At 70.2% G+C, this 14,653-nt stretch carries 12 protein-coding genes; 9 read left to right on the top strand and 3 right to left on the bottom strand.

Features of this window, described 5'->3' with window-relative positions:
• Positions 1-3 precede the first annotated feature (3 nt).
• The 8 genes from FHX37_RS11530 to FHX37_RS11495 all read left to right on the top strand — a co-directional run bounded on the left by FHX37_RS11530 (position 4) and on the right by FHX37_RS11495 (position 10,631).
• Positions 4-1,848, top strand: a complete 1,845-nt coding sequence (locus FHX37_RS11530) for a GTPase (protein WP_141923898.1) — start codon at positions 4-6, stop codon at positions 1,846-1,848.
• Positions 1,845-4,229: a YfjP family GTPase gene (locus FHX37_RS11525; RefSeq protein WP_141923897.1), complete on the top strand. Its 2,385-nt coding sequence runs from the start codon at positions 1,845-1,847 to the stop codon at positions 4,227-4,229. The genes FHX37_RS11530 and FHX37_RS11525 overlap by 4 nt, the downstream gene beginning before the upstream one ends.
• Positions 4,230-4,609: 380 nt before the next feature.
• On the top strand, positions 4,610-5,980 hold the full coding sequence (locus FHX37_RS11520) for a GGDEF domain-containing protein (protein ID WP_141923896.1): 1,371 nt from the start codon (positions 4,610-4,612) through the stop codon (positions 5,978-5,980).
• Between the two features lie 80 nt (positions 5,981-6,060).
• Positions 6,061-7,137, top strand: coding sequence for a DUF4192 domain-containing protein (locus tag FHX37_RS11515; protein ID WP_141923895.1), 1,077 nt, complete (start codon positions 6,061-6,063; stop codon positions 7,135-7,137).
• 114 nt (positions 7,138-7,251) lie between these two features.
• Positions 7,252-8,916 (top strand): energy-dependent translational throttle protein EttA, encoded by a 1,665-nt coding sequence (ettA, locus tag FHX37_RS11510; RefSeq protein ID WP_141923894.1) that lies wholly within the window; start codon positions 7,252-7,254, stop codon positions 8,914-8,916.
• A 219-nt stretch (positions 8,917-9,135) separates the two neighbouring features.
• Positions 9,136-9,612 carry a globin gene (locus tag FHX37_RS11505; protein WP_211351807.1) on the top strand — a complete coding sequence of 159 codons (477 nt, stop codon included), beginning with the start codon at positions 9,136-9,138 and terminating at the stop codon, positions 9,610-9,612.
• A gap of 137 nt (positions 9,613-9,749) precedes the next feature.
• On the top strand, positions 9,750-9,965 hold the full coding sequence (locus tag FHX37_RS11500) for an SHOCT domain-containing protein (protein ID WP_141923893.1): 216 nt from the start codon (positions 9,750-9,752) through the stop codon (positions 9,963-9,965).
• 84 nt (positions 9,966-10,049) lie between these two features.
• Positions 10,050-10,631, top strand: coding sequence for a DUF2752 domain-containing protein (locus FHX37_RS11495; RefSeq protein WP_141923892.1), 582 nt, complete (start codon positions 10,050-10,052; stop codon positions 10,629-10,631).
• 43 nt (positions 10,632-10,674) lie between these two features.
• Here the strand turns inward: FHX37_RS11495 and FHX37_RS11490 are convergent, their stop codons facing one another.
• Positions 10,675-11,136, bottom strand: a complete 462-nt coding sequence (locus FHX37_RS11490; protein WP_394344494.1) for an acyl-CoA thioesterase — start codon at positions 11,134-11,136, stop codon at positions 10,675-10,677.
• Between the two features lie 87 nt (positions 11,137-11,223).
• Positions 11,224-13,347, bottom strand: a complete 2,124-nt coding sequence (locus tag FHX37_RS11485; RefSeq protein WP_141923891.1) for a prolyl oligopeptidase family serine peptidase — start codon at positions 13,345-13,347, stop codon at positions 11,224-11,226.
• Between the two features lie 334 nt (positions 13,348-13,681).
• Between FHX37_RS11485 and FHX37_RS11480 the strand changes: the two genes are divergently transcribed.
• A complete protein-coding gene (locus FHX37_RS11480) occupies positions 13,682-14,182 on the top strand; it encodes an HNH endonuclease (protein WP_141925204.1) in 501 nt (166 codons plus the stop codon).
• 78 nt (positions 14,183-14,260) lie between these two features.
• Here FHX37_RS11480 and FHX37_RS11475 read toward each other — a convergent pair whose 3' ends face one another.
• Entirely contained in the window at positions 14,261-14,644 is a 384-nt protein-coding gene (locus FHX37_RS11475; protein ID WP_141923890.1) for a MerR family transcriptional regulator, read from the bottom strand.
• Between the last annotated feature and the right edge of the window lie 9 nt (positions 14,645-14,653).

The following is a 14,653-nucleotide window of genomic DNA, read 5'->3' as shown; positions in this document are numbered from 1 at the left end:
GCTATGTCCCGGCCGCCTGCCACGCCGGAAGTGACGGGGAACCACGAGGGCGGTGACGGAGTCTCGGGTGAGGATCTTCCCGCCTCGGGAACCGGACCGGGGCGGCACGAGCGTGCCCGCTCCTCGACGGGATCGTTCGCGGACTCCGACGGGGCGCGCTACCGGGCGGACTCCGGCGAGCAGCGGTTCGAACAGGTCCTGGACGCCCTGCGGGAACGGGTGCGAAGCGTCGAGTTCGCCGACGGTCTTCCCGGTGCGGAGGAGGGGCGTACGGCACGCAACGACATCCTGCACCAGCTGGACGACTACGTGCTGCCCCGGGTCCGCAATCCCGACACACCGTTGCTGATCGCCGTCGCCGGTTCCACCGGCGCGGGAAAGTCCACTCTCGTCAACAGCCTCGTCGGGGAACAGGTCACCACGACCGGGGTGCGCAGGCCGACGACGAACAGCCCCGTCCTCGCGTGCAACCCCGCCGACATGGACTGGTTCAGCGAGACGTTCTTCCTGCCCACCTTCCCGCGGGTGCGTCAGCAGGGACTGGCGATGCCCGGCAAGGACGGCATGCTCGTGCTGGCCCCCAGCGAGTGCATGCCCCAGGGCATCGCCGTACTGGACACCCCGGACGTCGACTCCGCCGTGGCGGCCCACCACGAGTTCGCCGCCACGTTCCTGGACACGGCGGACCTGTGGCTGTTCGTGACGACCAGCCGCAGGTACGCGGACGCCCGGGTGTGGGAGTTCCTCCAGGTGGCACGCGACCGGAACACCTCACTGGGGGTGGTGTTGTCCCGGGTCCCGGAACGGGGGCGCGGCCAGCTACTCGAGCATTTCAACGCGATGCTGGAAGCCAACGGGCTGGGGAACACCGCCCGGTTCGCCATCCCCGAGACCGACCAGATCCGGGGCGAGCGGTTCACCGCCAACACCGCGGACGCCATCCGTGACTACCTGGCCGACGTCACGGGGGAACTCGCCCAGCGGGACCGGGTGACGCGGCGGACCTTCCGCGGTGTGATCGAGAGTTTCCGCAGCCGCGTACCGGAACTGGCCAAACAGGTCGAGACCCAGGTGGAAGCGGGGCAGACCCTCGACTCCGCGGCACAGGACGCCTTCACCACAGCGCTCAGCAACGCCGACGCCGCGGTCAACGACGGTTCGTTGCTGCGCGGCACCCTCCTCGCCCGCTGGCAGGACATCGCCGCGAGCGGTGTACTCGCCCGTACGCTGCGCACGCGCGGCAAACGCAGGTCCCCCGGCGCCGACGAGCAGACCGAGGACCCGCGGGTGGCCGCGCTGCAGGAGGCGATCCGGGACAGCCTCGAGGCGCTGGTCGTCGCGGTGGCCGAACGCGCGGGGGAGGAAGTCATCCGCCAGTGGGATACTGTTGCCGGGGGAAGGCAACTGGTGGAACGCTTCTCGTGCGACACGGTGGCCGCCGACTTCTCCGAGCGTGTGCGCCGGGCAGTGGCAGAATGGCAGAAACGCGTCACGGAGATGGTCTCCGCGGACGGAGCGGCCAAGCGCTCGGTGGCCCGCTTCGTGTCGTTCGACCAGAACGCGTTCACTCTGGTCCTCATGGTCCAGCTGCTGGGCTACGAGGCGGTGCAGGAGTCGCTGGGACGGACGACACCGTCGCCGCAGCGGCTGTTGCGCGGACTGTTCGGGGCCGAATCGCTGCGTAACATTGACGCGATGGCGCGGGAGGACCTGCTGCGGCGGATCGGCACTCTGCTGTACGAGGAGCGGAGCCGTTTCACGGAGGCGCTGGCTGCCGCCAGGATCCCGGGCGAGGACGACGCCGTCCAGCTCTACCAAGCGACGTACAACCTTGAGATTGCGCGATGACAACTCAGCGGAATCCCGCTCATGCTGAGCAGGAACCGGACGGGGCACCGTCGGCTACGCCGCCGGAGCGCGACGGGACCCCGGAACCGGCACCGGAGGCCGAAACCAACGGCGCTCCCACGTCCGACCCCGGCATGGACGCTACTGCGAACACGGGTGCGGGATGGCGCGGCTACGTCCTGCCCAGGACCGCTCGGATGGACGCGGGCTGGCTCCCCCGGACCGGGGAGAGCCCGGCGGAGCCTACCGCCGAGGACCCCGCCCCCGGAGCCACCGCGTCGGACGGCACTGCCGAACCCGACAGCGGTTCGCCGCACCACGAGGTGAACGGCACGGAAGCCGAGCCCGCCGGGGACCGGGAGGGCAACGACGAGTCCGGCCGGCGCGACAGCGCGGCGCCGCCCTCGCACGCTCCGGCCGCGGACTCGGACGACACCGACGATCCGGACGATCTCGCCGGCTGGGTGGGCAGCCTGGTCGACGCGGTCGACGACAGCGCCGTGATCGCCGGGCGCAGGAACAGCGCGGGCACCTCACCGCCGGCGTACGAACCCGCTCCCGAGGCGGGCGCCGCCCAGCCGCCAGAGAGCGGGGAGGAACGCAGCGCCCCCGTGGAGGACGGCAGTCCCGCCGTTGAGGAATCCGGGGAACGGGCCCGCGAGCCTGACGAGCCACCGGCCCCGCCCGCCGCATCCGCGGCCGTGCCACCCGAGCCGGAGACGGACGAGCACCCGCGGGAGGAGTCCGGGAGCCGGACCCCCCTGACGGACGCGATGCGTGCCGAACTGATGACCCGCCTGGACGCGGTGGCCACCATGGTCGAGCTCGGACGGGAGGATTTCGCCTCCGAGACGGTGGAGAGCGCGCGCCACCTTCTGGACCACGCCGGCGCCCGCCTGCGCCTCTCCGGGGAACACACGGTCGTCGCCCTGGCGGGCGGTACCGGAAGCGGAAAGTCCTCGCTGTTCAACGCGTTGTGCGAGCTCGAGTTCTCCCGGACCGGGATCACCCGGCCGACGACGTCGGCCGCCCACGCCTGCGTCTGGGGGACGGAGGGAGCGCACGAGCTCCTCGACTGGCTCGGTGTGCCACAGCGCAACCGGCGCTCCCGAACCAGCGAGCTGGACGACGCGGAACCGGACCTGGCCGGGCTGATCCTGCTGGACCTGCCCGACCACGACTCGGTCCGGGCGGTGCACGTGGCGGAGTCCGACCGGCTGATCGGCTCCGTCGACCTGTTGGTGTGGGTCCTCGACCCGCAGAAGTACGCCGACGCCGCGGTGCACCACCGCTACCTCGCGGAGATGTCCGGCTACGGCGCGGTCACCGTCGCCGTGCTGAACCAGGTTGACCGGGTCGACCCGGACGAGCTGGAAGAACTCCTGACCGACCTGCGGCGGCTGCTGGAGACCGAGTCGGGGGCCCAGCCCCGGGTGCTCACCACGTCCACGCTGACCGGCCAGGGGGGCGGGGAGCTGCGGGAACTGCTGCGGGACACGGTCATCCAGCGCCGCGCCCTGATCGACCGGTTGGCGGCCGACCTGGACCGGGTCGCCGCCGAGTTCACCCAGTACCGTGACGCGCAGGCCGTGGCGGAGGTGCCCGCCGGTTCCCGGGAACGGTTGTCCGCAGCCCTGCTGGAAGCCACGGGAGCGTCCGCTGTCGCGGAGTCGGTGGAGACCGTCCACGAACGCAACGGGCGGCGGCACGTGGGGTGGCCGGTCGCGCGCTGGCTGCGCTACCTGCGTCGCGACCCGCTGAGGTCAGCCCAGTTGGGGTTCCTGCGGGAGGCTCCCGACGACACGCCGACCTCCTTCGCGGAGGCGAACGAGTCCCAGGTGGAGTCCGCCACCCTCGGGTTCGCCGACCAGAGCTGTGCCGAGCTTCCCGCTCCGTGGCCGGCGCGCGTCCGCGCGGCGGCGCGGGACAGCAGCGGTGACCTGCCCGCGGAGTTGGGGGCCGCGGTGGCGCGGGCGCTGCCACAGCGGCAGGAACCGCCGGTGTGGTGGCGGATCGTGCGCGTACTCCAGCAGCTGCTGGTCGTCTGCGGCGGCGGCGCACTGGCGTGGTCCGCGTTGCTGGTCGCGAGCTGGGTCGGCGGCGGTTTCACTGGCGTCGCTTTTTTGGACAATCCAGTATTCGTGGGTTTCGCGGTTGCCATCGTGGCGGCGGCGCTGGCGGTCGGATGGCTCATCGGCATCGGGTGCCAGAACATCGTCTCGGTCTCGGCCGCGCAGAAACGTGAGTACACGGAGCGCACCAGTGCCGAGAACGTACGGGCGCTCGCCGAGGACCGGGTCGTCGCTCCGGTGGAGGCCGAGTTGGGGCGCTACCGGGAATTCACGAGTGCTCTCGAAACGGCGTTGGCGAAGCGCACGTAGCCGCGGGCAACCGCTGCGCGGGGGATTCGGGACCTGCGTTCCTCCCGCCGTTCCCGGGCCTCCGGGAAGGCGCACCCTCCCCGGAGGCGCACGAGCTCGTCACACCCACTGGATACCAGAGGACATATAACCTCCCACTCATCGCGGACGGTGGTGGCTGCGTCTGGGAGGACATCCCCGCCGGTCCCGATCGCGGCCACCGCACTGTTCCCCTGTCTGCGCTGCCGGACCGTCTCTCCGGCGCGCCGGATTCGGCCGTCCCGGACGGATCGACCCCAGCCTCAATGTAGCGGTTTACCCCCACCCCTACACAATTAGCGATTAAACTATTACTGAATGTGATCCAACCGAGATGCTGGGTGTGAGCGGGGGCGATCGACGTGGCGGTGACGCAATGTCCCGTGACTGACCGTGAACGTCCATGGATATGTTGGCTGCGGCGCTGGCCGCTGTTCAACCAGTCGCGCCTGCTGATCTGCTTCGTGGGCGCGGCGATCGGGGGTGTCGTGCTGCTCCTCGCGGCGGCGGCGACCGTCACCCCGGTCCGGACCGAGGAGATCACCACGTTCGCCGCGCTGGTGCTGGGAGCCGGACTGTGCGTGGAGGCGATGCGCCGGCTGGGACCCCCGTCCGGGCTGACCCGCGACCTCCTCGGCGCCTGGTGGTTCCCCACGGTGCTCCTGTTGCCTCCGATGTACTCGCTGCTGGTCCCCATCCCGGTGTACGTGCTGCTGCAGCTCCGTATCCGGCGCACCGTCGTGCACCGCAGGGTGTTCAACGCGGCCTCCGTCGCTCTCTCCGGGTTCGTCTCCTCGCTCCTGTTCCACGCGGTCCTCGCCGACGGTCTGTACCCCGCCCTCGTCCTCTCCCAGCAGAGCGTGGCGACGTCGCTCGTGGACGGTCCCGGCGTGCTCCTGGCGCTGCTGTGCTGCGCCGTGTTCACCGTGCTGAACACCGGGATCATGGCGGTCGCCGTGCACGTGAGCGCCGTGCACTCCTCGTGGAACCGGCTGTTGTGGGACAGGGAGGCGGTGATGATCGACGGGGTGGAACTGTGTGTCGGCATCACCGTCGCGATCCTGTCCGCGCTGTCGGCGCTGTTCCTCCTCATCGCCCTGCCACCGGTCCTGCTGCTGCAGCGCAGCCTGCTGTTCCAACAGCTGCAGACCGCCGCGCGCACCGACCCGAAGACGGGACTGCTCAACGCCGCGACATGGGAGTACGTGGCCGAGGCGGAACTGTCCCGTGCCGTGCAGGACCAGCGCTCGGCCGCCGTGCTGATCATCGACATCGACCACTTCAAACGGGTGAACGACACCTACGGTCACCTGTTCGGCGACCATGTCCTGCTCAGCGTGGCCAGTACGCTCACCCACCAGCTGCGTTCCTCCGACACGCTCGGCCGGTTCGGCGGGGAGGAGTTCGTGGCCCTGCTCCCCGGAGCCGACACGGCCGAGGCCTGCCGTGCCGCAGAGCGCCTCCGCTCGCGGGTGGGGAGGATGGGGATGCGCGCCGGGGACAGCGGCGTGTCGGTCACCATCTCGGTGGGGGTGGCGCTGCTCAGCGTGCACGGCCAGGATCTGGTGGGTCTGCTCGCCGCGGCCGACCTGGCCGTGTACCGCGCGAAGGACAACGGCCGCAACCGGGTGTGCCTGCCGGTGACCGGGCCCTCGACGATCCCCGGGCAGCGTTCCGGCGGCGGGGAGGAGCTCCAGAAGAGCGGTCATCCGCCCTCACTGTACGAACCGTGACCACGCAGCGCCGCGTCCCCTCCGTCCACAATCCGCGAGCGACCGTTGCCGGAGCAGCCAGCACTGCGGAAAGTGAGGGTATGCTCACCAACGGCAGCTCCGAACCGGCTCCCCACCCGCTCACCCTCGGAACGCCCACCGACATCATTGCCGCTGTCCCCTACATCCTCGGATACCACCCCGCCGACACGGCTGTCGTGCTCGGCCTCGGCGCCCCCTCGGACAGGCTGCGCGTGACGTTGCGCTGCGATCTCCAGGACGCTCTCCCGGAACCCGGGAACCGGGAGACGGATCCCCTCGCCGAGGTGCTGCGCGCCCAGTGCCACGCGGTGCTGATCGTGGGATACGGGACCGCCCGGCGCGTCACCCCGTGCGTGGACGCGCTACGCGCAAGCGCCGCTTCGGCGGGGGTTCCGGTGCGGGAGGCGCTGCGGGTCACCGAGGGGCGCTACTGGTCCTACACGTGCGACTCCGCGGAATGCTGTCCGCCGGCGGGAACCGCCTACGATCCGGACTCCTCGCACGTACCGGCGGCCGCCGTCGCCAGCGGACTCACCGCCTGGTCGGGCCTCCACCAGATCAACGCCTTCCTCGAACCGGTGCGCGGCCCCGAGCGGGAACGCGTCCGCCGCGCCACACGGGAGGCGGAGCGGCGCGGCGGACGACTGTTCCACGAGGACGCTCCCGAGGGGGAGGAGCGGTTCGGCACGGAGCTCCGCCGTAGCGGGGTGCGAACCGTGCGGGCCGCTGTCGCCGCAGCCCGCAACGGCGAGTTCCCCACCCGGGCCGCGGACGTCGCCTGGCTCGGCCTCGTACTCACGTGCATCCGGGTGCGCGACGAGGCATGGGCCCACATCGGGGGGAGCGCCGAGGAGGTCGCAGCGCAGCTGCAGCTGTGGCGGTGTGTCGTGCGGCGTGTGGAGCCGGAATACGTACCGGCCCCTGGATCGTTGCTCGCAGTCGCCGCGTGGAACCGCCGCGACATCGCGCTCGCCGAGGCCGCACTGGCCATGGTGCAGGAGGCCGACCCGCACTACTCCATGGCGGGACTGGTCCGTGAGGCCCTGCGGCTCGGCGTCCCGTGGAAGGGATTCACTCCCCAGTGGCTGGAGGAGGTCTGGCCGGTGGCCGGACCGGAGGAGGGCGGTGGTGGGTAGCCGTCACCCTCCTCCGGGCGGAAGGGCGCTGGCGCGGCCACGACCCACGGCCCGCCCCACGCGGGCAACGCGCGATGGCCGTGGCACCTGCGCCGACAACCTAAGGTGGGAAGCATGCCGGAGTTCATATACAGCTTGCGCAACGTGCGTAAGGCGCACGGCGACAAAGTCGTCCTGGACGACGTCTCGGGGTCGTTCATCCCCGGGGCGAAGATTGGCGTGGTAGGCCCCAACGGAGCGGGGAAGTCCTCGCTGCTGAAGATCATGGCCGGGGTCGAGCAGCCCTCCAACGGCGAGGCCCGTCTCATGCCGGGCTACACCGTCGGGCTGCTCTCCCAGGAACCGTCCCTCGACCTGGACAAGACGGTGCAGGAGAACGTCGAGGACGGCGTCGCCGAGACCAAGGCGATGCTGCGGCGGTTCAACGAGGTCGCGGAGAAGATGGCGACCGACTACTCCGAGAGCCTGCTCGAGGAGATGGGCAAGCTCCAGGAACAGTTGGACCACCGCGGCGCGTGGGACATCGACAGCCGTCTCAACCAGGCCATGGACGCGTTGCGCTGCCCGCCGCCCGATTCCCTCGTGTCGACCCTCTCCGGCGGGGAGAAGCGCCGTGTGGCGCTGTGCAGACTGTTGCTGGAACAGCCTGACCTGCTGCTGCTGGACGAGCCCACCAACCATCTCGACGCCGAGAGCGTGCAGTGGCTGGAACAGCACCTGGAGAACTACCCGGGCACGATCGTGGCGATCACCCACGACCGCTACTTCCTGGACAACGTCGCCACGTGGATCCTGGAACTGGACCGCGGGAACCTCTACCCCTACGAGGGCAACTACACGACCTACCTCGACACCAAGGCGACCCGCCTGAAGGTCGAGGGCCAACGCGACGCGAAGCGGCAGAAGCGCATCCAGCAGGAGCTGGAGTGGGTGCGCTCCAACGCCAAGGCACGCCAGACCAAGAACAAGGCGCGCCTGCAGCGCTACGAGGAGATGGCGGCGGAGGCCGACAAGACCCGCAAACTGGACTTCGAGGAGATCCAGATCCCGCCGGGCCCGCGGCTGGGCGACACCGTGGTGGAGGCCCAGGGGCTGACCAAGGGCTTCGACGGCCAGCTGCTCATCGACAACCTGGACTTCTCCCTTCCGCCGAACGGCATCGTCGGCGTGGTCGGCCCCAACGGCGTCGGGAAGACCACACTGTTCAAGATGCTCGTCGGCGAGGAGGAACCCGACTCGGGCAGTATCGACGTCGGCAGCACGGTCCAGGTCGCCTACGTGGACCAGTCCCGTGCCGGGATCGACGACGAGAAGAACGTCTGGCAGACAATCTCGGACGGTGAGACCTACATCCAGGTGGGCAACGTGGAGATCCCCAGCCGGGCCTACGTCGCGGCGTTCGGGTTCAAGGGATCGGACCAGCAGAAGCCGGCCCGCGTTCTCTCCGGCGGCGAACGCAACCGGGTGAACCTCGCCCTGACCCTCAAACAGGGCGGCAACCTGCTGCTGCTGGACGAGCCCACCAACGACCTGGACGTCGACACGCTCGGCTCACTGGAGAACGCGCTGCTGGACTTCCCCGGCTGCGCCGTCATCACCAGCCACGACCGCTGGTTCCTCGACCGCGTCGCCACCCACATCCTGGCCTGGGAGAACGACGCGAACTGGTACTGGTTCGAGGGGAACTTCGAGTCCTACGAGAAGAACAAGATCGAACGGCTCGGCCCGGACGCGGCCCGTCCGCACGCGGTGACACGCCGCAAGCTCACGCGCGACTGACGCCCCGTGCCGAACTCCGGCCCGGTCCGGGGCGCTGCCGCGTCCCGGACCGGCTCTGTGCTCTCCGGTGGCACCGCCCGGCACGAGCGACGCGCCGTGGGACACACGTCCACCGAACGGGACCCAACCCCCCAGCGTCCGGAGAGCACCCGTTTGGACCAACGGCCGCACGAACCGGGGTCGCCGTGCGGCCCGTCGACGCATAGGCTTGCTACAGTTATGAGTTCTGCGCGCGAAGACGGCGAGGCCCAGGTGACGTTCTACGACGCTGTCGGCGGTGAGCGGACGTTCACCCGCCTCGTCCGTCGGTTCTACGAAGGAGTCGCCGACGACCCCGTGCTGCGTCCCCTCTACCCGGAGGAGGACCTGGGGCCGGCGGAGGAGCGGCTGCGGCTCTTCCTCATGCAGTACTGGGGCGGGCCACGCACCTACAGCGAGCATCGGGGGCACCCGCGACTGCGGATGCGGCACGCGCCCTTCCGGGTCGGCACGCGGGAGCGGGACCACTGGTTGTCCCACATGCGGGCGGCGCTGGACGAGCTGGCACTGCCCGAGCAGTACGACCGCCAGCTGTGGCAGTACCTGGTCTACGCCGCGCACAGCATGGTGAACACGGCCGAGGAGACCACACGCGAGTCCTCCGCCGACGGTGGCGACGACGACGGAGACGAACCGATCCGGATCTCGCTGGCCTGACGCCGGCCTCCCGGGACACGGCGCCCCAGCCGCGGCGGCACCTGCCGCTCGGACACGCGGGGTCTTGTCCGGCTCGACGCCCGCGCGGATACTGGTCCCGAGGGACCTGGTGGGTGCCGGAGAGGAGCCCGGAGAGCATGGGTCTGCCGCTGTTGTTCAGCGCTGTGGTCGTGGCTGTCGTCCTGGCGGTCTGCGTGGTCTCGTTGTCATACGCGTACCGGCCCGGGCAGGCGTCCCGGCCTCGGGAGCAGCCAGCGCCCGACCCGGCCTACGCCGAGCTGCGGCGGCGGTACGCGGCCGGCGAGATCAGCCGGGAGGAGTTCCTGCAGCGCAAGATCGACCTGGAGGAGTGAGGTCGGCGGGTGCTGGTGCGTACGGCCGCGGGGAGTACCGGTCGGATTACCCGTGCCTGACAGGCGCGGGGGTATTATTCCCGTATGTCTGATCCGGAAGGCCCCCGCACGCCCGTGTGGCTGCGTCCGCTCGAGTTCCGTGTGCAGGAGCGCAACCGTCTGCGTCCCCTCACCTGGATCGCACTGGCCGGGCTGGTTCTCGGTGCGGCCATGGCGATCTTCGGCCTCCCCCCGGTCGATATCCACGGGTTCCTGCACTACGCGGGGATCATGGGGCCGTTCTGCGGCGCTACCCGTTCCGTCTGGTCAGCGATGAGCGGCGACATCCTCACCTCGCTGCACTACAACCCGGTCGGTGTCCTCCTGGTCCTGGGAGCGGTGGCCGTGCTGGTGCGCCTCGTGGTGGGGTGGAGCACCGGCCGTTGGCTCAACGTCTCCGTCCGCCACTGGGCCGGCCTGTCCGCCATGGGCGGTGCGCTGCTGGTGGCGCTCATGATCAACCAGAACCTGCACACCGAGCTCCTGCAGACCGAACCGGGCCCCTACGGTCCTATCGGGCCGCTGCTCAACGTCGTTGTCTCCGGGATCGTCCTGGGAATCTGGGGTCTCACGCGGTACTGGAGCCGGAGGACAGCCCCGGCGGAAGCGCCGTCGGGTTCGGCCTGAGCCCTACCGTGGTGGCGCCTCCGCCGCGCGGCCGCCGCGCTGTTCAGGACGGCTCCACCAGGTAGCCCGACAGGTACCGCCGTTCGGCGGCCCCCAGACGGCGGGAGCGTTGCCCCTCCATGTCGAAGCCCACCAGGGTGGAGGCGGCCCGCATGTACACGGCCTCCTCGTCGCGGATCTCGTGCGCGAGCTGGAAGCTCGCGTTGCGGATGCCCGTCACCCACGTCTCGACCCGTACCGGTTCCGGCCGCAGCACGAGGGGCAGCAGGTAGTCCACCTCGTGCCGGCCGACGACCAGCGGGCCGAGTTGGGACTCCCCGTCGACCTGGCTGTTCCAGTGGAGGAACGAGATCCGGGCGTCCTCCAGGTACGTCAGCATCTGCACGTTGTTGACGTGGTTCAGCGGATCGAGATCCGCGAAGCGGATGTGCTGGAAGTGGATATGCCGGGCAGACCTGTCGGCCACAGCCGCTTCGTCCGGCGTCTCGGTCTCGGTTTCCAGCACGGGTGTTCCTTCCGTTTCGTCGTTTTTGGGCGATCTCTACCGATTATGGCAACCGTCCCGCGTTGACCGGGATCACACCCCGCGCCGTTACCGCTGGCCGCTCGTGTCGAGACCGGTGTAGCGGGCGAGGAAGGCGAGCTGGTCGGCGTTGAGCCGGGCGCTGCGGCTGACGGAGCGGGAACTGTGCCCGACCTCCGACTCGCGGCGCAGCAGTACCGGCCGCCGCCGCGGTGAGGCCGAGGTGGCGTGTTGCAGCGCCGCGCACATCTTGCGGGCGTGCAGCGGGTCCACCCGGCTGTCGTTGTCGAAGACGGCGAACAGGACCGCCGGGTACGCCACACCCGCCCGCACGTTGTGGTACGGCGAGTAGCGCAGCAGCCAGTCGAGCTCCTCCGGGTCCTCAGCGCTACCGTACTCGACGTTCCACAACTGTCCGAGCCCGAAGTGCTCGTAACGCACCATGTCCAGCAGCGGGGCGGAGCACACCGCAGCGGCGAACAGGTCGGGACGCTGGGTGATCGACGCGCCGACGAGCAGCCCGCCGTTGCTCCCGCCCATGGCGGCCAACCGGTCCGCGGTGGTCCTCCCGTGGGAGATCAGGTACTCGGCCGCGCCGGCGAAGTCGTCGAAGACGTTCTGTTTGTGGTCCAGCATCCCGGCACGGTGCCACTCCTCGCCTTCCTCGAGACCACCGCGCAGGTTGGCGACCGCGTAGACACCGCCCGCGCGCACCCAGGACAGGACGGTCGCGGAGTATCCGGGAGTCAGTGAGATCCCGAAACCGCCGTAGCCGTACAGGATGGCGGGGCGGGGCCCATCGGCGTCGGGCGGGGAGAGCACCAGCATCCGCACGCGTGTCCCGTCCCGGGAGGTGTAACTGACGTGCTCGGTTCTGATGTCGGGAACGTCCGCCGCTGTGGGGACGCTGGCCCACGGTGAGGCGGTGCCGGTACGCGCGTCGTAACGGTAGACCGAGGGAGGGGACGTGTGGTCGCTGTAGCCGAACCACGCCTCACAGCCCCCCTCGGGCCGGTGTTGCAACGCCCCGACCGATCCCAGGCCGGGAAGCTCCACCCTTCCCTCGCGCTCTCCGGTGGCCAGGTCGTGCCTGGTGATCTCACCGACGGCGTGCCGGCGCCAGGACGCCAGCAGCTGCGCCGTGTCGGTCGGCCCCTCCACGAGGACAGCCACGTCGGTCAGCACGGCCTCGGGGTCGGAGGCGACGAGGGTGCGCCAGTTCCCGTAGCCGGGGGCCGACGGGTCGGTGACGCACACCCGCCCGCGAGGCGCGTCCCGGTCGGTGAACAGGTAGAGGCGGCCGTCGCACCCGAACTCCGGCCTGACCTCCGCGTCCACCCCCTCCTGGACGGTCGCGAAGTCGGGGTTCCGGGGAGAGCTCGCGTGCAGGTCGGCGACCCACGCGTCGTTACGCGCCGCCGTTCCCCGGCTGCAGGTGAGCACGAGCCACCTGCCGTCGTGGCTGGTGCTCACGCCGTAGAACTCGGTCTTGTCCCGGCCGGCGCCGAAGATCAGCACGTCCTCCGACGTGGGTGTGCCGACCCGGTGCAGGTAGACGCGCCGGTGGTACTGCTCCTCACCGTCGGGCACGTCCTGCGGAGGGAGGCGGCGCACGTAGTAGAACGCCTCCCCGCCGGGCAACCACGCGACGGGAGTGGCACGGCACCGGTCGATCGGCCCGTCCACGTCCCGGGCGGTGGCGACGTCCATGACCCGGAGCAGAGCCTCCTCGTCGCCGCCCTCCGAAAGGGTGTAGGCCAGGAGCCGTCCCTCGCCGTCCGGATGCCAGGAGTCCAGTGTCGTCGTACCGCTGGGGTCGAGGCGCTCGGGAGCGACCAGGACCCGCTCGGCGGTGCTGTTCCGGTCGCCGTCACCCTCGTCGGGGGCGGAGGTGACGAGCGCGCCGTGCTCCTCTCCGGGCGCGCGCCGGAGGAGGAAGTACCGCGGCCCGCGCCATTCGGGAGCACTGACGAACCCGGTGTCCATGAACGTCCGGAGCTGGTCGTGGAACCACTCCCGCCCCGTCCACTCGTCGGCCGTCTCGGCGAACAGGGCGTCCTGGGCCGCCGACCACTCCTTCGTCCGCGCCGTGTCGGGCTCCTCGAGCCAGCGGTACGGGTCGGGAATGCGTCGTCCGTGCAGGAATTCTTCGGTCGTGGAACGTTCCGCCTCGGGGTAGCAGTGCTCAGCCATGGCAGAACTCTATCCGTCCGGTTCGGCATTGCTCGGGCAGTTATAGGGGCCGATGTCAGACGATGTTCCTCCCGCCGTTTTCTTCGGGTACCGAAAATAAGGGTGGCGGCGAGCCGCTTCTACCTAGCACACTGAAGGCGGACATAACGCGGCGGGAACGATTCCCACGGGAGGTCCGTGTGGCAACGCGAACGGCACCGGCCATCCGGTCGGTACACAGGGAGGCTTCCTGGCTGGCCGACCGGCTTGCCGGGGAGGAAAAACGGACGGCCGCATCCCGGGAGAGGCCATGAGAACTGGGCGCAGTAGGGAGGGCGGCCCACCCCGCCGCCACGTGTTATTGCTCAACGCCAGTTACGAACCGCTGACGACCGTTCCGCTGCGCCGGGCCGTCCTGTTGGTGCTGCGGGAGAAGGCCGACGTCGTGCACGGGGACAGCGCGGGAACCGTGTTGAAGTCGGCCAGCGCGGCCCTGTCGGTTCCCTCCGTGATCCGGTTGCGGCGTTACGTCCGCATCCCGTACCACCGCCGGGTGCCGCTGTCCCGCGCGGCGCTCATGCGCCGGGACAGCCAGCGCTGCGCCTACTGCGGGAAACGCGCGGAGACCATCGACCACGTGATCCCCCGCAGCCGGGGCGGAACCCACGCGTGGGAGAACGTCGTCGCCTCCTGTAAACCCTGCAACCACCGCAAGGCCGATCGCCTGTTGGACGAGCTCGGCTGGGAACTGACCGTGACGCCGACGGTCCCCAGCGGGCCGCACTGGCGGCTGATCAACAGCGACCACCACGGTGACCCCCAGTGGGCTCCGTACGTGTCCCGCAGCGTGCTCTGAGCGGCCGCCGGACAGGACCCGACCCGGAGCGGGGATGTTCGGTTCCCCGCTCCGGGCGGCTTCCGTGTTCCCGGGCTGTCACCCGTCACCTTCCGCGGCTCCGTGCTGGCGTTCCCGCAGGGAGTCCAGCTCCGCGGTGAGACGCTCACGGGTGTCGGTCAGGCTCGCGATGTTGGCCTCCACGGAGGAGAGCCGCCGCTGGTACAGCTCGAGGACGTGGTCGCACACGTCGGCCTCGGACAGGTCCTCGGTGTACAGGCACTCGCCGACCTCCTGGATCTCGGACATGGCGAGGCCGGCGGCGAGCAGGGACCGCACGTTGTGCACGACGCGCACCGTGTCCGCCGAGTAGTCCCGATAGCCGTTCTCCCGCCGCTCGGAGCTGATGATCCCGAGGCTCTCGTAGTACCGCAGCGAACGAGGGCTGGCCCCCGTACGCTGGGACAGTTCACCGATACGCATGCGAGCTTC

This window comes from Haloactinospora alba, from assembly GCF_006717075.1.
GTDB classification, from domain to species: domain Bacteria; phylum Actinomycetota; class Actinomycetes; order Streptosporangiales; family Streptosporangiaceae; genus Haloactinospora; species Haloactinospora alba.
Note: the sequence above shows the minus strand (reverse complement) of the source record. Positions and strands in the feature narration are given on the sequence as shown.

What these genes read in the sequence shown, in the direction of transcription:
- FHX37_RS11530 (WP_141923898.1), top strand. Translation starts at nt 4, where the DNA reads ATGTCCCGGCCGCCTGCCACGCCGGAAGTGACGGGGAACCACGAGGGC.
- FHX37_RS11525 (WP_141923897.1), top strand. Translation starts at nt 1,845, where the DNA reads ATGACAACTCAGCGGAATCCCGCTCATGCTGAGCAGGAACCGGACGGG.
- FHX37_RS11515 (WP_141923895.1), top strand. Translation starts at nt 6,061, where the DNA reads ATGCTCACCAACGGCAGCTCCGAACCGGCTCCCCACCCGCTCACCCTC.
- ettA (WP_141923894.1), top strand. Translation starts at nt 7,252, where the DNA reads ATGCCGGAGTTCATATACAGCTTGCGCAACGTGCGTAAGGCGCACGGC.
- FHX37_RS11505 (WP_211351807.1), top strand. Translation starts at nt 9,136, where the DNA reads ATGAGTTCTGCGCGCGAAGACGGCGAGGCCCAGGTGACGTTCTACGAC.
- FHX37_RS11500 (WP_141923893.1), top strand. Translation starts at nt 9,750, where the DNA reads ATGGGTCTGCCGCTGTTGTTCAGCGCTGTGGTCGTGGCTGTCGTCCTG.
- FHX37_RS11495 (WP_141923892.1), top strand. Translation starts at nt 10,050, where the DNA reads ATGTCTGATCCGGAAGGCCCCCGCACGCCCGTGTGGCTGCGTCCGCTC.
- FHX37_RS11485 (WP_141923891.1), bottom strand. Translation starts at nt 13,347, where the DNA reads ATGGCTGAGCACTGCTACCCCGAGGCGGAACGTTCCACGACCGAAGAA.
- FHX37_RS11475 (WP_141923890.1), bottom strand. Translation starts at nt 14,644, where the DNA reads ATGCGTATCGGTGAACTGTCCCAGCGTACGGGGGCCAGCCCTCGTTCG.